Source organism: Pedobacter nanyangensis (assembly GCF_003313505.1).
In the GTDB taxonomy this organism is placed as follows: domain Bacteria; phylum Bacteroidota; class Bacteroidia; order Sphingobacteriales; family Sphingobacteriaceae; genus Pedobacter; species Pedobacter nanyangensis.
Genome location: NZ_QMHO01000002.1, coordinates 67,174 through 87,690, shown reverse-complemented (window position 1 = coordinate 87,690; position 20,517 = coordinate 67,174). Strand labels below are relative to the sequence as shown.

Genomic DNA, 20,517 nt, shown 5'->3' with positions numbered 1-20,517 from the left:
TTAAATTCGTCATTGCTTCGTACCTTGTAATAACCACAATCGAAAAGATCAAATCATTTAGCTTTAGGATTGTTGGGTACTCGGCAATGATGAAGGAAAAAGCTACTTGGGGATTTCCCAATTGTCGGTTCGGAAGGATGAAGCGGGAAACCCCTCAGCATTGTATAAATTGCCTACCACCCAGCCTTTAAAGGCATAACGCACTGCCACAGGCTTGCTTACTTCCGTTGCGCTAACTTCGATGCTACTACCTTTGATGCTAAGCGTTGATGCTGGATAGAACTTCTTATCAGCGCCGGCCACTTCAAAATTGGCCATGTTCTGCTCGCTGAACTTTAATCCCTTTTCAGCGTGGTTAAAGCTCAATATGGCGGTATTTCCCTGCACGCTCAAGGCCTTATAAACTGGCCCCTGGTAAGGCAGGTGCTTAAATCCATAGCTTTTATGAAGCACCATGGCCAACATCCTATCGGCCAGTTTTTCCTTAAATGGTGGATGGTTAAAATGCGCTACGCCTAAATCCACATTTACCACCATCCCTGAATTGGGTATAACGGCTAAGCTATTGAGCTGAGACTCCCTTAAAAACGGGATGTAGGGCACGTAACTTTCCGGCGAACCATAAGGGGCAATTTGCACGTAATAAAAAGGGAACTCGCCGTTGTCCCAGCGTTTGCGCCAGTCAGCCACCATGGCCGGAAAAAGTTTGGCATAAAGCGCTGGAAAGCGTCTGTTATGTTCGCCCTGATACCACAACATTCCTTTTACCGTAAAACCGATCATCGGGTTAATCATTCCATTGAACAAACTGGTTGGTGTTCCTTTATTTGCGATCACTTGATTTTTTTCCTGCGGTATTTTTACTTCGGCACTAAATGGAGCCAAGCTTTCTCTGCTCATCCAGGCTTCTATGGGTGTACCTCCATAGGCCACTTGCAGTATTCCCACAGGGATGTTTAGCTGCTTTTGAAGTTTAAGGGCAAAAAAATAACCTAACGCACTGAATAGCGGTGCACTTGCAGGACTGGCGGCTTGCCACCTGCCTCTCAAATTATCGGTTGGTGCTCCCCAAACTTTATGTTGGCTCCTAAAAAACCTAATCTGGTTGTTATTGGCATTGGCAATTGCTTCTGGTCCCCCAAGAATAGGTTGGCTTTCACCCATGCCACGCAATGCCATCTCCATGTTGGACTGCCCAGAAATGAACCAAACCTCACCAATCAGCACTTCTTTAATACTCACCAAATCACCATCATTGATGTCAATTTGGTAGGGTCCACCTGCTTGGGGGGTTTCTACTTTCACTTTCCAGGTGCTATCGGCATTGGCTTTCACTTTATACACTTTTTTATTCCACGAAGTGACCACATTTACCGCTGCTCCAGGAGTGGCTTTACCCCAAATGGCGGCATTACTTTGCTGTTGCAGTACCATTCCGTTACTAAATACATAAGGCAATATTACTTTTGCCTGCGCACTACCCAACCACCATGTTAATGATAGGGCGATCCATATTTTCTTCATTTTAACACGATGATTTTTCTTCTTTGGCCTTTTTGTTAAATTCTTCTACCTTTTGCTTTTGTTCATCCGTAAGTACTTCCATCATTTGCAACTTACTTTTGTCGATAAGCTTGCGCTGCTCCAGTTTTTTGTCACGATCAGTCATGGCGGCATCGTCGTTTACCTTTTTACGCTCGTCCATCACCGTTTTTCTAATTTCTGCGATTTTTTTGATTTGTTCGGCACTGCACCCAATTTCCTTTAGGCTTTGCGTATTAAAGGGAAACGAACTGTATTTATGCGGTGTTTCTTGTGCTTGTAACCCAAGGTGGAGCAGTAACGTGCAAGCAATGCTTAAAAAAAGTTTTTTCATTGTGGTTTAGGGAATAATGTTTAGGGTAATTTCTCTTTTAATTTGTTTTGAACCTTCTGTATTGGCATTTGCAGCTATAAAAGTTGCTTTGTAAGTTCCAGCTTGCTGGTAAATATGGGTATAGTTTTGCACGCTTTGACTACCAATACTCTTAATTGGTTTAGACTTGTCTGGTAAATAAGTGATAAACCCATCAAACAGGATAGGGTAAGTAATGATCCAGCCTTCGGTATCTACCGATGTATTGGTAGCGTTTCCCATAAATTCTAAATAAGCACTGGTAATACGCACCCTGTTAGCTTCGTAGTTGCTGCTGGTAACCACGTTCCATCCGGCGCTACCGCTAAGTGCCTTTTCTTCGGAAGAAATGGCCGATGAAATGAGGAACGAAAAATTGGTTACCCGCCAACGGGCGCCCAGCAGGTTACCTGCATTTTCTTTGGCCTTGGTTTTATATCTGAAGCCTATGTAAATGGCCTTTCCCTTGCTTAAGGCATCATTTACACTTACTGTACCAGCGTTAACCTCTGTATTTGCTGTTGCCAAATTTATCCTACTGTTTAATGGAACCCATGTGGCGGCCTGTACATTTTCCAAGGTGTAAATCCCATTAAAATCAGAAGAGGCCAATACCTCGAACTGATTGGTTTGCCCGGCGGCAAGCACACGGGTAGTGAACGAAAGGGCACTTGTAGCGGGCATTACCCTGCCTTGCACATAATTGTAGTCGTTACCTACTTCTCCCGAATAAAAGCTTACGATATCCGGATTACCGGTTAAGTTAAATTGTACCCTATCGCCTACCTTGTATGTACTGGCATTGGCCTTTACCTCAAAAACGGGTTCGCTAAGTGTTTTTTCTTTATCGCAGGAAGCCAAACAGAAGCCCAGCAAAGCTGCATATATCATGTTGTTTTTCATTACCTTAAATTTTACCACCCGTAATTTTGAATTAATAATCTGTTTAAGGACATTTCATAGGCTGGGATTGGGAAAACCACATCTCTGGCTGATGCGCTTTTGAAAGTTTTAGCACCATGTTTGAGGTTGTCAGGCACTATGTCCTTTCCAAAATCAGCTTCCACCGTTTTCATTTTGTTTACCAATAGGCCCCATCTTACCAAATCGCCTTTGCGAATGGATTCAAAAGCGAGCTCGCGACTTCTTTCATCTTGCAGGGCGCCTAAAAAACTGGCTTTTCCCATTCCCGAAAAATCAACGGTGGCATTGGGCGTATTGATTTCTTTTCCATAAGCCCGCCTACGCACCTGGTTAATGGCATTATAGGCCGCGGCAATTGGGGTTCCGCTTACTTCGGTTTCTGCTTCGGCATACATGAGCAATACATCACTGTAACGTAGCAATGGATAGTTTTGCGGAGTTGAGATAATGGATTTTGGGGAAACCACTTCATATTCGCGTCGCCATTTACCGGCGTTGCGCTGATAAATCTGTGTGGCACTGTAGTTGATTTTTGCCGGTGGGGTGCCACTGTACCGGAAAGGTCCAATGGCCCAATCGCGGCGTAAATCGGTGTCTTCATACCTCCTGTACAATGTAGCGGTAGCGTTGATGTACCCCAACACCCTGCCTACTACCGGATCATCCGTGGAATTGGCAATTCCCAATACACTACCTACCCTGCCCGACTCGACATAAGCTTCGGCATCATTGCCCCAAAATTCTACCTCCCAGATACTTTCCTTGATATCGTATTTATCCTGGGCATAATTGATAAAAATTTGCTGATACGATGGATTTAGCGTGTGCTCTCCAGAGGTAATTACCTTTAACGACCATTTTCTGGCTTCTTCATACTTGGTTTGGTCCCGTAGCGGATAGCCCGCCCAGTACAAGTAAACTTTTGCCAATATGCCCCATACCGCTGATTTGTTGATTTTGCCGCCAAATCCCACTTCGGTAGCACTTTTTACCAGCGGTTCGGCGGCAAGCATGTCTTTTTCAATTTGCTCATAAACCTGTTTGGAAGGTGTGCGGGCAATTTGCGTATTGCCTATGGATTTGGTTGCCGTAGTAATTAGGGGTACATCGCCAAAGTTGGCCACCAAAAGGAAATAATAATAACCTCTCAGAAAAAGCACCTGTCCCTTGATTTCGTTTCTCTTGGTTTCGTCCATTTTAGGGCGGTGGATATTTTCAAGCAGGAAATTGGCCCGGTTAATGCCATCGTACAAAGCAGCCCAAAAGTTCTGGACTGTTAAGTCGGCCGCTTCTACATCATAAGTGATGGGACCGGTAACCAAGGTTGAGCTTCGTTGAAAACCTTCATCGGCATCTAAGCCCATACGGCCGTGCATGTAGTTGCCGTAAAGTGCCGAGCTGCCCAGCACATCGTAAACGCCTATCAGGGCTTTGTTCAACTGTATTTCAGTTTCAAAATACTCGTCGGGCAGTATGGAGTCCTTAGGTTTAACATCCAAAAACTTTGAGCATGAACTGATGAAACCAACAGTTAAGCATGCGATAATGATTTGATATTTTCTTTTCATAAAACTCTTAAAATGATGCTTGTAGCCCAAATACAATTGTTTTTGGTAATGGGTAGGCAGAGTAATCGAAACCTGGGGTAAGTATGGTATTGCGTACCGAAACCTCGGGGTCCATCCCCGAATACTTGGTCCAAGTGGCCAGGTTTTGTGCAGATGCGGTGACCTGCAACTTGCTCAATCCGATTTTTGCTGACCATTTTGCCGGAATGAGATAGGCCAAGGCCACTGTTTTTAACCGCAGGTAGGAACCATCTTCAATCGTACGCGAAGAATAGGCTCCCAATGGTCCTGATCCACCTGCCCTAAACATGGTATTGCTCGGGTTAGTTGGGGTCCATCTGTTTTGGTAAACCGCAAATTGGTTCACATTATTTCGATTAATTTCATTGCCCTCAAAAACCACCCTATTGGCGTTAAAGATGTGGTTACCATAGCTCCATTGCAATAAAGCACTAAGGGTAAATGATTTATATTGGAATACGTTGGAAAAACCGCCGGTATGCTTAGGTAAAGTTCTACCGATAACGACCATATCTTGATCGTTGATGACCCTGTCTCCGTTCATATCTTTGTATCTAACGTCGCCAGGCTGGATACTTTCTCTATCGTTACCATTGTCGGTAATTCCCGATTTTAGTTTGTAACTGCCATCGGCCATCTGATCAAAATCAGCATATTGATACACGCCATCAAAGGCATAACCATAAAACTGCGAAACGGGCTGGCCTACCTTAGTGAGATACAAAGGTGTAGCATTAAAAGTGCTGGTCCATGATACACGGCTCAGGAAAACTTCCTGGTTATCTGCCAGTTCCAATACTTTATTTTTATTAAAGGAGATGTTGAAATTACTAGACCACGAAAAGTTCGCATTTTTGATATTAATGGTAGATAAGGTAAACTCCCAACCTTTGTTTTGTACTTTCCCAATGTTTCTGAACACTCTCGAATAGCCCGTAGTGGTAGGGATATCAGCGTTTAGCAGTAAATCCTTGGTTTCTTTGTTGTAATAGTCTATGGTAAAGTTAATTCGGTCTTTTAACAAAGAAATATCCGTTCCCAAATCCAGCTGGGCGGTAGTTTCCCAAGTTAATTGTGGGTTACCCAAATTACTTAACCAACTGCCCAACTGTGGGGTTTGATTTTGGAAAGAATAAGCATTTGCCATAGGATAGCCAATGGTTGACAGATAAGAGAAATCGCCCACGCGGTTATTTCCAGAAAGGCCATAGCTTATCCTAAACTTGGCATTGCTAATGGCCTTGATATTTTTAATGAATTTTTCGCGGCTTGCCAACCATGCCAAACTTGCTGCCGGGAAATAGCCCCAACGGTTCTCTGGCCTAAATTTAGAGGAGCCATCTGCACGCATGCTAAATTCGATGGTATATTTGGATTTATAGTTGTAGTTGATCCTTCCCAGTGCTGAAAGCAAGGTATTTCTTGACTCCATGGCTCCAACCTGATAAGGTGTACCCAAAGCCAGGCTGGGCATGCCCAAGCTTTCATCGGCTATGCGGCGGGTAGCAAAGCCATAGGACGAGCTTTTTACTTCCTGCATGGTAAAACCTATCACTGAATTGATACGATGTACCTTGTTAAATTGTTTAGTGTAGTTCAGGGTATTTTCATTGGTCCAGCTAAATCTTGACGGAAAGTCAATTGCGCCGTTTACTCCCCTTGCTGAGTTACCGTAGATATTGATATTGCCCCTTGAAGTGCTACTGTTGTAAAATTCATCAACCCTGGAGTTTCTGTTGCTGATGCCGCCAGAAATTTTAAAATCTAGTCCATCCATAATGTTGAAATTGACAAAAGCATTGGCATTGAGGTTCTGGATTTTGTTACTGTTGTATTCGTTACTGGCCGACATTACCGGATTGATTCTCGAGTCTGTAGAGAGCTGAATGGTAGGATCCAGGAGGTCATCTTCCAAATTTTCATCAACATTTCCCGTTACAGGCCTATATCCCCAAGTGCCAAAAAGCAAGTAACTGGTTGCTTGCGCCCCGTTACTATCAGCATTGGATGCCGCTACCCGTTGTCCATAAGCATCCTGACTACTATAATCGGCCCGCAGCCTAAAAGTAACTCGTTTGGAAAAGCTTTGGTCTAAGGCCAAACGACCTTGATAGCGCTTAAATCCAGTATTGATGATCATTCCCTGCTGATCAAGTATGGCAGCCGAGATCATGTACTTAGACTGCTTGGTACCTCCTGTTACACTGATATTATGTTGCTGGTAAGCTCCGGTTCTAAATACCGCCTCCTGCCAGTTTATCCCTTCGATATCTTTGTAACTGTCCAAAGTGCGGCCGTTAATTAGGTAGGTACTATTTGCCCGGGTTGGATTAAATTCCAACTGGTATTTCACAAATTCATAAGGATTCATCAAATCCATTCGCTTATCCGTATGTTGCACGCCATAGTTAAGCTGATAAGTGAATGCGGGTTTTCCCTCTTGCCCTCTTTTGGTTTCAATTACAATTACACCATTTGCTCCCCTGGCACCGTAAACTGCAGTTGAGGCGGCATCTTTCAAAATGGTGATAGAAGCAATATCATCGGGGCTGAGGGAACTTAAAGAGGGATCTTCTATTGGAAAGCCATCAATCACATACAAGGGTGCATTGCTTTGCGTGAGCGAATTACCGCCTCTGATCACGACGTTCATTTCGTCGCCGGGCTGCCCGTCGTTGGCTGAGATTTGTAGTCCTGCTACCCGCCCTTGCAGTGCCTGTTCAAAAGAAGTTACGGGTGCTTTTTTCATTTCTTCGATATCAACCTTGGCTACCGAGCCCGCTATTTCATCTCTTTTTGCTGTTCCGTAACCGATAATGATCACATCCTCCAATTGGGTGGCCATTGGTTTTAAGGCGATGGTATTTCCACTGATTTTCTTCACGGCAATACGCTGGCGCTGATAACCAATGTGAGAAATCACTAAGGTGTCTGTTTCAGACAGTGTGATGGAGAAAAAGCCCTCTTCGTTAGTTAAGGTTGATTTCTTTTTATCTAAAACAGCGCCAACAACTACACCGGCCAAAGGGTCGTTTCGGTCGGCATCTATAACTTTAAGGCTAATTGCTTTTAAGGTTTGCTGCGCTCTTACCGAAGTAAAAAAACAGCTCAACAACAGAAACAAAAAAAACACTGGTGCTAATTTTCGCTGCATATTTTTAAGGATAAATTTGTTTTTTTAGGCACATAGATCCCCTACTCATCCCTAAAAGATGAAATATAAATCAATGCTCTTCTTTTTTTCTATTTGATAATTTTAGCGGTTTGGTTGATACTTGCCGATTTGAGGTTGACCAAATATAACTTGCCCTTGGCCAGCATGACATTCTCGATCTCTAATTGGTTAACACCCTTATTTAACAGCAGTTGTCTTTCGGTAATTTTGTTTCCGCTGACATCCATAATGGAAATATTGGCCTTTTCGCTTAAACCGGCATCTACACGAAGAGAAATACCAGCTGTACTTGGTGCCACGCTGAACCATTCAGAAGTTAAGGTAGTTTTTACAGAGATGGCATCATAAAGTTTACTTCCCCCATCTTCGTTATACTGTTTCAGGGCATAATAGCTGGTTCCGTTTATGGGCTGTTTATCCATAAAACTGTAGTTTTGTTTACTTTGGGTGGTGCCGTGTCCTTGCTTTGTTCCAATCACCTCAAAACTAGCCCCATTTGCTGAACGCAGGATTTCGAAATGTGAATTGCGCTGTTCAGAGGCGGTTTGCCAATTCAATTGCACGGTATTGCTTTGTGGTTTTGCGGTAAAAGAGGTAAGTTCCACAGGAAGTGTTGCGGATAAAGATCCCTCGAAAGCAAGAATTAACGTATTATCAGATGCAGAGGCGTTTCTGCCCAGTCCAAATCTTCTGGTACCCGTGGCTGCTCCCCATCCTAACAGTCTGAAAGTTACTGTTGAGGTTGCAGGAATGTTTTGCAACTCGGTTATACCGGATAAATCAATGGTACTTTGTACCAATCCCAGGTTTTCTGTACCTGTATAGGTTACATCAGCGGTACCTACATTCACATAGGCGCCACCATTAATACTATAGGCCCATCTGAAAGTGTTTGGTCCATTTGCCGATCGATATAATTGGTAGTTAATTTTCGTGATGTTCATTGTACCTGTTGCCGCTTTTAGGGTAACGAGATAGTAATCGCCATTACTAACAGCATTGATAGCGGTATTTCCTGTAGCGCTTGTTGAAGTGACATCAGAAAAATAAGCATAGTTGAAATAACTTGGCGTTAGCCCACTGCCTCTTGATAAAACAGGTGTTTCGATATTGGCGTCCTGAGTGGTCGCGTTAAGGCTTCCTGGGATGGAATTATTGCCGGTACTGTAGGCTTTTAAATTCCAACCTGCAATAACCTGGGCTTTTAAGGTATTAACCGTTAGCAAAGCCAGCATCATGAAGGCAATGTTAATCTTTTTCATATAGTTTGGTTTATATTGGTTTATTTAGTTCTAAAATGACAAAAAGGCTTACAGCATAAGCATCAAAAACATTTTTATCTCACAAATTTTGTTTGCCATATTGCTCCTGATTGTGTTTTAACTTTCAAGATATACATCCCCCTGTTTAAATGAATTGGGAGTAAAATTTCATTAACACCGCTATTAAAGGCAACTTGACCCTGATAAAGCGCATTGCCCGAAACATTGTACACCAAAACATTTGCTTGATCTGCCTTGTCAATAGTCAGTAAAGCTTTAACCGTTGACTGATCTTCTTGTTGCAACACTGTTAAAGAGGTTTTTGAAAAATTAAATTGTACATGTTGTACATCACCTACTTCTTTAAAATCGCCATTGATATCTGTTTGTACAAGTTTGTAATAATTTCCTCCTAATAATGGCTTATAATCTGTTAACGCATACCCTTTAGCCGTGCTGGTTGTACCGCTTCCATTGACTTTGCCAATGCTCAAAAATTTTTGATCATCACCGGCCCTTAATACTTCAAAGTGGCTATTGCCGTTTTCAGCAGAGGTGTACCAATTTAAACGTACCGAATTGGTTTGTTTAGTTGCCTTAAACGAGGTTAAAGTTATGGGTAGCGTTGCGCTAACGATACCTCTGAGGTATAAGCTGCTAAAATCTGTGGTGTTGTGGGTAAATCGGCCAAAACCAAAAGCGGCCGCAGTAGAGGCATTGCCCCATATATAAATTTTCAAGGTGATGTTTTTGTTAGACGGTATATTCTTCAAAGCATTAATTCCTTGTAAATCCAAATACATATCTACACCATCAGACCCCGCCGCAGGTGCAGGAAAAGTTCCACTGGTCCCGATATTCACTTCAGGTTCCCCATCAATACTATATTTCCATTGATATGACGTGGGTCCCGCAGCTGTTCTTCTTATTCTATAAAGTAAAGAAGATAAAGTTTTATAATATCCGGAATTAGAACTTAACGTGATTTGATAATATTCATTTGCAGCTTCGGCATCTGCCAAACTGGTTGAAGTTGCCGCCAAAGTAGAAGCGAAGGCTCTTTGGTATGCCGCTGCTGTTAATCCCGCTCCTCTGGACAAGGTATAGGAACTTAAGTTTGCATCGTAGTTGGTGGCGGAAACCGGATCAGCAATGGGATTGGTCGTGGATGCCCCTAAAGCAGCCCACTGCCATGAAACGATCTGTTTATCGGTAGACAAGCTGATAGGCGACGAAGTTGAGACACCTCTCAGCATCAAAGAAATAGATCCTTGAGCAGAAGATGACTTACCAATAGCGGAAGTATTATTACCGGTTGTGCCTACTCCTCCCCATCCATACAACCTGAATATTACTTCTGTATTTGCGGGTATTCCCTGTAAAGCACTTACAGAACTTAATTCTAAGGTAGGTTGCGGTATGCCGGTGTCATTTGCAGAATCATAAGCCGGAAAATTTCCATCGGCGGTACCCAGAGGAACGAAATCGGCATCCTCGGGTCTTTTATACGCCCAGCGATATTTTGTGGCCCCTAATGAATGCGATCTTAGCTTCACATCAATGCCCTCTAATGATAGGTATGCGGAGGCACTCTTTACCTTAAATTCTACATAAGCATTGTTAGCTTTTGCATTTTCGTAACTATTGGCACCTTCTACAAATCGAATAGAGAAACCGTAAGAATATCCTCCGCCAGCTCCTGCGCCACTTCCCCTGGTTAAAACGGAGGCATCCACATCAGGGTTATTATAGGTTGAATTGTAAGAAGTTGCGGTAGAGGTGTTGCTGAAAAAATCCCACGCAAGTATTTGTCCACGAGCGAAAACGCTGATAAGGGTTAAACCTGTAATTAGTAAAAGTTTCTTCATACGCTTTTATTTAGTTTGTTTGGTTTATTTTATCTCTTATTAACTGTACCTTCCAGTGTTAAGGCATTGCTACCTTTAGCATCTGATTTTCCGAAGCCAAAAGCAATGGCTTTTCCTTGATTGGTTAAACCGCCCCAAGCGTATAGACGTAGGATAATTGGTTTATTTACCTGTTGAAGCGCTTTGATTTGAGAGAGGTCAATAGGCGCCTGTACGGCTCCGTTATTGTGGATAGAGGTAACGTTGGCACTTTCTGCTATTTTGATAAAGTTTTTGCCATCGAGGCTGTAAGTCCACTGGTAGATATGTGCCGATTGCTCTTGCCTTCTCAAGGTAGCTTTTAAACTGGTTAAAGAAAACTGATATCCTTTTTTGGGCTTTACCTCAAATTGAAAGTAGGAGTTTGATTTTTGAGCTTCCTCAAAGCTTTCGTCAACCCCAAAATTACCGCTAAAACCTCGGCTATTGCCTTGTTTAGGCAATACCCCTTTGCCTCTGGTAAGCAAGGAGGTTTCCAAAAATTCGTGAACGGTAGTGGCTCCTATACTGGTTTCCACGCCTTTTGTAGGTTCAGGAAGGGCAAATTGCCATGCTAAGATTTGCGCTTGAACTAAAGTTCCGGTAAATAACAAGATGGTCAGCAAAAAAAAATTCTTGACCAAAAAAGAATAATGGCATGCGGCCAACAAAGAGGTTTTCTTTTTCATACAGTGTACAGAGGGTATATATTCAGTTATTTAAAGTTACCGAACTGCAATACTGTTATTTTATCTATTATTCGCTAATGTTTGTAGGATATTATCATTTGAGAATCTATCTGCTTTTTACTGGGCACATTTGGGAGATAAGACTCTTCAATATCAGCCATAGGTTGTCCATCATATTAATGGTAACCATGGGATTTCTCATTTCTCGAAATGACGGATTTGGCCAATAGATGTTCTTAAATATATAAAACGCTAAAATGCATCAAACGGCCAAGGCACCTTCGTTTATCTAAGCACTTGCAGAAAACTAAAATGTTCCTCGGTGCCTAAGGTGCCGAAAATAACGAGTTCTTAAATGAAGGCCTCACCAGCTCAAGTCTTTCTTATCGTAAAACATAAATACACCCGTTTCTATACCAACTACCAAATTCATGGGGTTGCTGCCCGGGCCAATAGCCGCCACACAGCCACCTATCTCATGCCCGCCCAACGAAATATTCTGTCCCTTAAACTTCAACACTTTTGGAAATTCGTAATTGGGTTTTACCTCGGTACCGCTATTTTTCAGGAAAAGAATGGTTGATCCTCGTTTAGGTTTCATGTTAACTGGAAGTCCGTTCAGGGTGTCGGGAATAGATTGTTTGCCGTAAGTACCTACCAACAGGTCTTTCACGCCATCGCCATCCCAATCTACAATTTCAAACTTTGCACGACCTACGGTACCACCGCCAAGTTTATTTCCTCTAATATTTTTATCGCCCATTTTTAGCTTGCCGCCATCTTCCAAGTTGTATTTGTCCAACTGCCAATAAAGGTGAAACTCGTCATCCTTATCCAAGGTGATGTAAGCCATTCTGCCGCCTAGTTTTGCAGCACCTGGCCGGGTACGCCAAGTGCCGTACATATCCATGCCATCAAGATACAGCGTATGCTCGCGGTCCAGTTTCGGAGCGGTTTTAGTGCCAATATTAAGGTAAACCATAAACTTGCCACGGCTGTCGCCAGTTAAAATATCCAATAAACCGTCGCCATCCCAATCAATAACATTTGGCGAGGTATAGCCCCATCTGGCTTCACCCGGTCCTTGGATATCCTCGCGATAGCCTGGTTGCACATGGATTACCTTGCCATCGGCCACTAAGGGCTGTGGATCGCCGTAAATAGGGTGCTGGTTGCTTCCCGTATTTTTATAGAAGAACAAAAATCCCATAGAATTGCCTGCAATGATATCTAACTTACCATCTCCATCCCAATCAGCTACCGACGGCTGCACCAAGGAGCCACCGTACACTTTTGGATTTTGCTGAAGTACATGCACAGGTTCTTGCATCACCAAGTTACCGTTCCTGTCTATCTTATTGGTGTTTTTATAATAATACACGCCGCCCTCACCTACTGTAATTAAACCTTGGCTTTGCTCACCATCAAAAAAATAGGCTGGCGAAGAATGTACCCCCGGATTGCGCAACAGCACCCCATCCTGATTAACGGCATGTTTACGTTTAGAGAGTGTCCCTGCGCTTTCATCCAGCTTGTAAAATAACACATTGCCCAAACGGGTTCCCGAAAGTACGTAACTATTATTGGCCATGGTAAATTTCACAAAACCATCAATGGTAAATAAGGCTTGGTCAAGTTCTGTTAATTGCTTGATATGAACGGTTTGGGTTTCCAAGCCATCGGCTATGCCACCAAACACCCCCATTTTACGGAGCTCGTAGGGCCAAAAGCCTTCGGCATTGTAGGTAATCATTTTGGGAAAATCCTTTCCGTTGCTAAACACGCCCTCTTGTCCAACCGAAAACAGGAACTGTAACCTGCCATCCTTTAGCGGTACAATCCCAAAATTAGCATAGCCTCTGGGCTGTCCTTTGATATTGATGCGCTTTAATTCCGCAAAGCTGAGGTTGCTTTTGTTAAATTCAGCATAGCGGAGGGTTTGTCCAAATGCCCATACGCCGTAAATTTTTCCACTTTTATCCTGAACAATGAGTCCCCTGTTATCGCCCTTATCTTCAAAAGGCACGGTAATTTTTACTGGTTCGGCAAAAATTGGTATGCCTTCTGGCGATAATCCCTTGTAAACATACAAATAGGTGCCCCTGCCATGGCCATCGGTACCCTGCAGGAACAGGTCTTTTGGCTGCTTATTTTTTACTGCGGCAAATCCCATATTATGGCCATTGTAAAATGGTAGCGAAAGCCGCCCGTAGCCACTTGAATTGCCATTTTTTATAGGCTGTCCGCTGATTAGGGCCGGGCTTGCCTGTTGTGCTTGCGCAAAATTTAGGGATAAGCTTAAAGCTATGCCCAACACCAATTTTGTTTTCATCATGATTGTTTCATAAAAAAGCTCCTACTATTAGCAGGAGCCCAAACCAAAAATAATAATCCATTACAGACCATTTACTTTTATGCCAATACGCTTTCGAGGTTTACTCGCTCCCTTAAGCTGGCATAATCTTCAAAGAGTTGGTCAACTTTAGCTTTCACTTCCGCATTAAACTCGCCAATGCCAGTTCTGCGGGTAAAAGTTGAAATCTGCAATCCTCTTTTTTGGAGATAATATTTTGCAACCGTTGGATATACGTCGTGCATGACATCCATTTGGTCAATAAAAAACTGCTGTACCAATGCCACCTCATTTTGCAGGCCAGCACTGTTGTAATGATTGCAAAGCCAAACCAACAATTCAGGGAAATAATTGCCCTGTATGCAGGATAAACCTGCCGAGCCGGCTTTTAAAGACTCTACCGCATGTACCATGTAGGCATCATACAGCCCAAAATTTGGAGCGTCTTTGGTTAACGCAAGCTTTTCCCTTATTTGTTTAATATCCAAACAGGTGTCTTTATGATAGGTTACCCTACCGGTAGCTACCAAATCTCCAAGTTGCTTTGGCGTAATTACTCTTTTATAAGGTACCGGGCACTCGTAAAAACCCAGGGGTATATTTTCCGTTTGCTGCAATAAGCGATGTACATTGGCTTCAAACACCTCATCACTGTCATTTTCTTCGGCCAATAATCCGGTAATACCGATCACGGCATCCACCTTGGTATCATAAATTCGTTTTACAAAATCAGCCTGTTTGGCAATCTCACCTCCAAAAGTTCCCGTAGCTACCACCGGCACTTTCCCTTCGGCCAATTTCACTACGTGTTTTACGGTGGCAATTCGCTCATCTTCAGAAAGCTCAAACATCTCGCTAGATAGGCAATTGGCAAATAGTCCAGCGGCGCCAGCTTCCAGATAAAGTTCGGTCAACTTGGTCAATCCATCAAAATCTACCGCACCATTGTCTTTAAACGGCGTAAGCATTACTGGGATAAATCCTTTTTTTGTGTTCATGTTATCTTCTTAAAATCTTCTTAATTCAAAATCGATCAAATGCTATGCTTCCGAGGCAGCCTGTTTGTTTCCTTTTAATTTGGTGATGATAACCCCTGCCAAGAAAATGGTGAGGGTACCCACTACGATGATCATGTTTTTGTGGAATGGACTTCTCAAAAATTCATATTTCTCGGGAATGAAGCTGGAGAAAGTCATCCAAAGGATTACGGCAATACCGATTAAAGTAGCCGTAAAAGCTTCAGTATTTTTGGCTTTTTTGCTGATCATGCCCAAAAGGAACAAGCCCAACATACCACCGGCGAATATTCCGGATAGCTCCCACCAAATGTCCAACAAGCTTTTAACCCCTATCATGGCCAAGCCAGTGCCCATGCCCATTAAGCCAAAAATTACTGTGGTAACGTGCAAGGTGCGCAGGTTTTGTTTATCTGTTAAATCTGGCTTGAAATATCTTTTAAATACATCAACGGTGAACACCGTTGCCGAGGCGTTCATTCCCGAGCTGATGGTGCTCATGGCTGCCGAAAGGATGGCCGATACGATCAGTCCTACCAAACCCACCGGAATTTTGTTTACCATAAAATGCGGCATTACCTTATCGCCATAATCTGCTGGCTTTAAAGAGGCTGCCATTTCGCTAATTTGAGCCGGTGTTGCCGATGTTGGCAAACGCTCTGCGGCCACTTGGCTTTTGATTACTTCGGTAAATTCTGGATGCACCTGATAATATGCATACAAGCAAACTCCTATGATAAAGAACAACAGCGAGGCGGGCACGTACAGCCAAACGCATAACCAAACTGATTTGGTAGCTTCTTTTTCGGTACTGGCCGTATGGTAACGCTGCACATAGTTTTGATCCATCCCGAAGTTGTTGAGATTGATAAAGAAACCGTAGAACAACACTACCCAGAAGGTGGATTCAGTGAGGTTTGGCGAAAAGCTGCCCAAGCTAAACTTATGATCGGCGGTGCCAATATCAATGATTTTGGAAATCCCTCCAGGCATATCGGCCACAATAAGGTAAATGATGAGCAATGCGCCCAAGGTTTTGATGATCCCTTGCACCACTTCAGTCCAGATCACGGCTTCCATACCTCCCATTACGGTATAGATAATGATGCTAATCCCCATCACAACCATTACAGTTGACATACTGTAGCCCGTTAACGCCTGTAGGCTTAACGCGATACCGAAAAAGATAGATCCCATACGTGCCAACTGTGTTAACAGAAAGCAAATTACGGCGTAGGTTCTGGCCCAAGGCCCAAATCTGTGTTCTAAGTGGGAATATGCAGATATACCTCCTACACTACGGTAAAAAGGGACAAAGTACTTGGAGGCTACCCAAGCTGCCAAAGGCATGGATATACTGAATACGAAAGCATTCCAATTGCCTCCAAAAGCTTTTCCGGGAACTCCCAAAAAAGTATTACTACTCAAAAACGTTGCGTAAATAGATAAACCTATTGCCCATCCAGGTATTTTGCCCGAAGCCTTGGTAAACTGTTCGGCGCTTTTGTTTTTTCGTGCAAAATATATACCTACCAATACCATTGCCAGCAAATAGAGCAAGATGATAGATATATCTAAAATAGGAAGGTTCTTCATGAATGTTTTATATTTGGTTAGGTTTATTAACTGTGCCCAACTACCTGTCAAGCGAAAGCAAACTTAAACCATTTCGTGCTAGCTTATTTATAAAATCTTCACAACCTTATGTACGATATTGCCATCATAATTGAAAAATTATAGTATTTGGGCAAAAAGCAAGCTATCATCTTAAAATACCTACGGTTCTTACAGGGCTTATCCCCCATCTGTAACATGATCAAAAAAAATAATAAATAAATACTACTAATTTAGTAGACTTTATTATATTTGCCTCAATGTTCATACAATTTATATTTGGTTGAAAAAACGGCAGCTTGGATGGGCTGCCGTTTTTCTTTACGCAAAAAAAGCCATCCCGTTGGGAATGGCTTTTATTTATAATAGTTGGTTCAACTAGAGCGGCTATTAAAGTACCAATTTGTCCATTAACTCCTTTAATGTAATTTCGGGATCGATGCAAAAGCCTGGATGTACTTTAGAACATTGTACCACTGTGCTTCTGGTTGCGGTTAGCCACCTGAAACGGCTGGCCAGATCCAATAGTCCGATGGGGCCGGCGGCCTTCCCTCCAGCACCAATATTTGCGATAGCTTTTAGGTTATCTTCAATAACACAGGTTTCCAATTCACAATTTAACGCCTTCAATTTTAGAGGTTCCACATGAAATACAGCTTTTAGATATTTCAACTTGGCGCAATACAGAATAATTCCAACGTTGATAAATTCTTCACGTTCTACCCTAGGCACAACCCGAATCACGGCATACTCAAATAAGTGTCTGTCTTGCATTTTCGGCTTCTTTTACAAAAACTGAAGAATTTTCAATTCGGGTATTTAAAAAATGGGCATAGGCATTACGTTGGGCCTCTGCAGTTCCAAAGAGGCGCTCATCCAACCATTCATCGGGAATTAGCGCTAAAATGTCGGCAATCAACTGTGGTGTTAAAATCGCTTTCAACGCGGTATCAACAGATTCAATTTCAGTAGCCTGCGGCAACAGTACATGGTCCTTCACCAACACAAATGGACGTTTGGCCTGCTCTTCCCAATTTTGCCACGAGTGGTGGAAATATAGCGATGCGCCATGGTCTATCAACCAAAGTTCCTTATGCCAATACAGCATATTGGTATTGCGGGCGGTTCTGTCCATATTAGTCAATAGGCAATCCATCCATACTATTTTGGAGGCCAAAACCGGATCTATTTTGGTAATGGTAGGATCATAGGTAATTGCTCCTGATAAATAATGTAGTGCCAGGTTTAAACCTACACTTGCTTTCAAAAGATCCTGTATCTCCTCATCGGGCTCGGTGCGCCCAAAGGCTTCATCTAAATTGGCAAAAACCAATTCGGGCATTTTAAGTCCTAAGGCACGGGCAATTTCACCGCCTATAATTTCGGAAATTAAAGCTTTGTGCCCCTGCCCGGCGCCCCTAAATTTGAGCACATATAAAAACCCGTCATCGGCTTCGGCTATTGCGGGCATTGAACCGCCTTCCCTTAACGGCGTTACGTAACGGATTACGTTAACGGTTCTCAATTCCAATCCTTTGTTTTCTGTTGTATTTGTCATACTTGGTTCAAAGGTATCTAAAGATCATGTAACCGAAAAATTTTAATATCACCGCCTGTTAAGGCCGCATGACCTGCCGGGTATTCGTTTGGTCGTCTTATCGGTAATATCCATCATTGGAAATGATCAAAAATTATGCTTTGCGATACTTTGCGGAAACTCCAAAAACCTCTGCGGCAAACCTAAACACCCGCAAAAAACACTTACCCACAAGAAAAAGAATTACGACATCATAAAAAGCTAAATTTTACCGAAATTGCAGTTTAACCAAGGTTTTGCCATGAACAACTCTCCTCGTTTATTTTACAGTATTTTATTGATCATCAGCTTTGCTGTATTGGCTTTTTTTGTGGGACAATACCCCATTAATGGCTTTGATTTGGCTATTTCAACATGGATCCAACAATTTCATCAGCCTGTTCTGGACCAGGTAATGATCATTATCAGTGCTTTTGGCAACGTAGCCATAGCTTTTTGCTGTATGGCTGTTACGGCAATGCTCTTTTTCGTATTTAAATTTAGGCGTGAAGCATGGTTCACCATCGCTATTTCGTTTACGGGCTTGCTTACCTTTATACTAAAACGTTTGTTTAATAGGCCAAGGCCTAGCAACGAATATGTAACCATTGTAGAAAGTTACCATAACCATAGTTTCCCCAGCGGCCATACACTTTCCTACGTAGTGTTTTTTGGTTTTTTGATATTGCTGATGCACAGGTTAACCACTATCCCCGGCTATTTACGAACTGGAATAAGCGCATTTTCCTATCTGATGATAGTTATGGGTCCCTTATCAAGAATTTACTTGGGAGCGCATTGGTTTACAGATATTTTGGGTGGATTTTTAATTGGGGGCCTGTACCTTTTGCACCTGAATTATCACTACAAAAAGGCCTGAAAAAAGAAATGGAGATAGAACCGAAGTCCTACCCCCATCATCTAAATTAACGCTCTCGAGGACAAATATACGGCAGGATTCCAATAAACCAAAAAAACATTCACTTTTTTTTCAAAAAAATATTCATCCACCCTTTGGCCAGCTTGATGTAAACATGCCCAAAAAAGTATTTAAACCCATAAAATTAGCCATAAATAAGCAAAAAAAGCATCACAATAAGTAAAAAGAACCATATTTAAACCATAAAACACCATGGCCAGGCCAAGTGAATTGTATAACTTTGTTACATGAAATCCAGTATTCCTGTTTACGATATTCAAAATTTTTCAGCGTATAAAAACGATGGAATTTTAGTGAGCAGGTTTGGGCACTATGCAAAACAGCACCAGCACTTGCATACTGCTCACCGGCACAGCTTTTACCACTTGGTATTTTTCACCAAGGGCAGTGGCAAACAACAGATAGATTTTAAAGTGTTTGATGTTGATGCCAACATGATTTATTTCATGATACCTGGACAGGTACACAGCTGGGATTTTGAGAGCGAACCGGATGGCTATCTAATCAATTTTTCCACGACTTATTTCAGTTCTTTGCTGCTTAAACAAGAATATTTGGACAAGTTCAATTTCTTTAGCGGCAGGCCCGAAGAACAGGTGTTGTGGCTGGATGAACCTACGAGCAAAAAAATTACCCTAATTTTTGAGGATATCCTTAAAGAGGGTGACACCCCAAAGCCCATTAACGACGATCTGGTGAGGGTTTTGCTGCTTAGGATTTTTATTGAGGTAGCCCGAACTAACTACGCCACCAATCATCAGGAGCTCAATCCCTATAACCATACCATTCTCAAAAATTTCCAGCAGCTTATTGAGCAAAACTTTACCAAATTACGTTTGCCCAAACAATATGCAGAGTTGCTTTACATTACTCCAAACCATTTAAATGCACTTTGTAATGATTTCCTGGCGACATCGGCAGGCAAATTAATTAGGGATAGGATTTTATTAGAAGCCAAGCGCCTGTTGATTAACTTAGACCTCAGGGTTTCGGAAATCGCAGATAAACTCCATTTCGAAGACCAATCTTATTTTGTGAAGTTCTTTAAGAAATACGAAGGCACTACCCCCGATAAATTTAGAAAACAATTTATAACTATACCATAATGGAAGAGATCAAAAACCACCCTTACTATATTTCTCAATGGTACGCATTTAGCCATGCAAAATGTCCCAGATGTAGGGTTGGAAACACTTTTACGGGAAATACCTACAGTTTGAAAATCCAGAAGATGAATGAACATTGCCCACATTGCGGCTTAAAGTTTGAACGTGAGCCAGGTTACTTTTATGTGGCTATGTTTGTGAGCTACGCCATGAATGTGGCCGAAATGGTAACCGCCGGAGTAGCAGCCTATATTTTTGGCCTGGCGCTGGAATACGAAAACCTTTGGTACTTTATTGCAGTGCTATTTGTAACTACCTTGCTGTTTTCGCCTTTTAACTATCGCTACTCGAGAATGGTGCTGTTATATTGGCTATCTCCTGGTTTACATTATGAACCAGATCGCAGTGCGCCCAAAAATGAAGCGGATCAATAGATTTGCCCATAAAAAAAAGGATTCCCATAGAGTAGGAATCCTTTTTTAGGGCCGTGGTA

The 20,517-nt window shown here is 42.4% G+C and carries 16 protein-coding genes; 3 read left to right on the top strand and 13 right to left on the bottom strand.

Going from position 1 to position 20,517, the window contains the following annotated elements:
* Positions 1–102 precede the first annotated feature (102 nt).
* The 13 genes from DUT71_RS03500 to DUT71_RS03440 form a co-directional block, all read right to left on the bottom strand.
* The gene (locus DUT71_RS03500) at positions 103–1,524 is read right to left on the bottom strand and encodes a sialate O-acetylesterase (RefSeq protein WP_113661157.1); all 1,422 of its coding nucleotides are present in this window, start codon (positions 1,522–1,524) and stop codon (positions 103–105) included.
* A gap of 1 nt (position 1,525) precedes the next feature.
* Entirely contained in the window at positions 1,526–1,876 is a 351-nt protein-coding gene (locus DUT71_RS03495) for a hypothetical protein (RefSeq protein ID WP_113661156.1), read from the bottom strand.
* A gap of 6 nt (positions 1,877–1,882) precedes the next feature.
* On the bottom strand, positions 1,883–2,797 hold the full coding sequence (locus DUT71_RS03490) for a DUF5017 domain-containing protein (RefSeq protein WP_113661155.1): 915 nt from the start codon (positions 2,795–2,797) through the stop codon (positions 1,883–1,885).
* A gap of 11 nt (positions 2,798–2,808) precedes the next feature.
* Positions 2,809–4,386, bottom strand: a complete 1,578-nt coding sequence (locus DUT71_RS03485; RefSeq protein ID WP_113661154.1) for a RagB/SusD family nutrient uptake outer membrane protein — start codon at positions 4,384–4,386, stop codon at positions 2,809–2,811.
* Between the two features lie 7 nt (positions 4,387–4,393).
* A complete protein-coding gene (locus DUT71_RS03480) occupies positions 4,394–7,561 on the bottom strand; it encodes a SusC/RagA family TonB-linked outer membrane protein (RefSeq protein ID WP_240186839.1) in 3,168 nt (1,055 codons plus the stop codon).
* An 89-nt stretch (positions 7,562–7,650) separates the two neighbouring features.
* Positions 7,651–8,844, bottom strand: a complete 1,194-nt coding sequence (locus DUT71_RS03475) for a T9SS type A sorting domain-containing protein (protein ID WP_113661153.1) — start codon at positions 8,842–8,844, stop codon at positions 7,651–7,653.
* Positions 8,845–8,918: 74 nt separating this feature from the next.
* Positions 8,919–10,712, bottom strand: a complete 1,794-nt coding sequence (locus DUT71_RS03470; RefSeq protein ID WP_113661152.1) for a T9SS type A sorting domain-containing protein — start codon at positions 10,710–10,712, stop codon at positions 8,919–8,921.
* A gap of 29 nt (positions 10,713–10,741) precedes the next feature.
* On the bottom strand, positions 10,742–11,419 hold the full coding sequence (locus tag DUT71_RS03465; RefSeq protein ID WP_113661151.1) for a hypothetical protein: 678 nt from the start codon (positions 11,417–11,419) through the stop codon (positions 10,742–10,744).
* A gap of 364 nt (positions 11,420–11,783) precedes the next feature.
* Positions 11,784–13,754, bottom strand: coding sequence for an FG-GAP repeat domain-containing protein (locus tag DUT71_RS03460; RefSeq protein ID WP_162795929.1), 1,971 nt, complete (start codon positions 13,752–13,754; stop codon positions 11,784–11,786).
* Between the two features lie 77 nt (positions 13,755–13,831).
* Positions 13,832–14,770, bottom strand: a complete 939-nt coding sequence (locus DUT71_RS03455; RefSeq protein WP_113661149.1) for a dihydrodipicolinate synthase family protein — start codon at positions 14,768–14,770, stop codon at positions 13,832–13,834.
* Positions 14,771–14,812: 42 nt separating this feature from the next.
* Positions 14,813–16,384, bottom strand: a complete 1,572-nt coding sequence (locus DUT71_RS03450; RefSeq protein ID WP_113661599.1) for a sodium:solute symporter — start codon at positions 16,382–16,384, stop codon at positions 14,813–14,815.
* Positions 16,385–16,792: 408 nt separating this feature from the next.
* Positions 16,793–17,176 carry a DUF3037 domain-containing protein gene (locus DUT71_RS03445; RefSeq protein WP_113661148.1) on the bottom strand — a complete coding sequence of 128 codons (384 nt, stop codon included), beginning with the start codon at positions 17,174–17,176 and terminating at the stop codon, positions 16,793–16,795.
* Positions 17,154–17,960 carry a HipA family kinase gene (locus tag DUT71_RS03440; protein ID WP_113661147.1) on the bottom strand — a complete coding sequence of 269 codons (807 nt, stop codon included), beginning with the start codon at positions 17,958–17,960 and terminating at the stop codon, positions 17,154–17,156. Before DUT71_RS03440 ends, DUT71_RS03445 begins: the two co-directional genes overlap by 23 nt.
* A 256-nt stretch (positions 17,961–18,216) precedes the next feature.
* Here DUT71_RS03440 and DUT71_RS03435 point away from each other — a divergent pair, with 256 nt between their 5' ends.
* From DUT71_RS03435 to DUT71_RS03425, 3 genes are all read left to right on the top strand, one after another.
* Entirely contained in the window at positions 18,217–18,858 is a 642-nt protein-coding gene (locus DUT71_RS03435; RefSeq protein WP_113661146.1) for a phosphatase PAP2 family protein, read from the top strand.
* Between the two features lie 287 nt (positions 18,859–19,145).
* Positions 19,146–20,024: a helix-turn-helix transcriptional regulator gene (locus DUT71_RS03430; RefSeq protein WP_113661145.1), complete on the top strand. Its 879-nt coding sequence runs from the start codon at positions 19,146–19,148 to the stop codon at positions 20,022–20,024.
* On the top strand, positions 20,024–20,458 hold the full coding sequence (locus tag DUT71_RS03425) for a DUF983 domain-containing protein (protein WP_113661144.1): 435 nt from the start codon (positions 20,024–20,026) through the stop codon (positions 20,456–20,458). Before DUT71_RS03430 ends, DUT71_RS03425 begins: the two co-directional genes overlap by 1 nt.
* Positions 20,459–20,517: the final 59 nt, after the last annotated feature.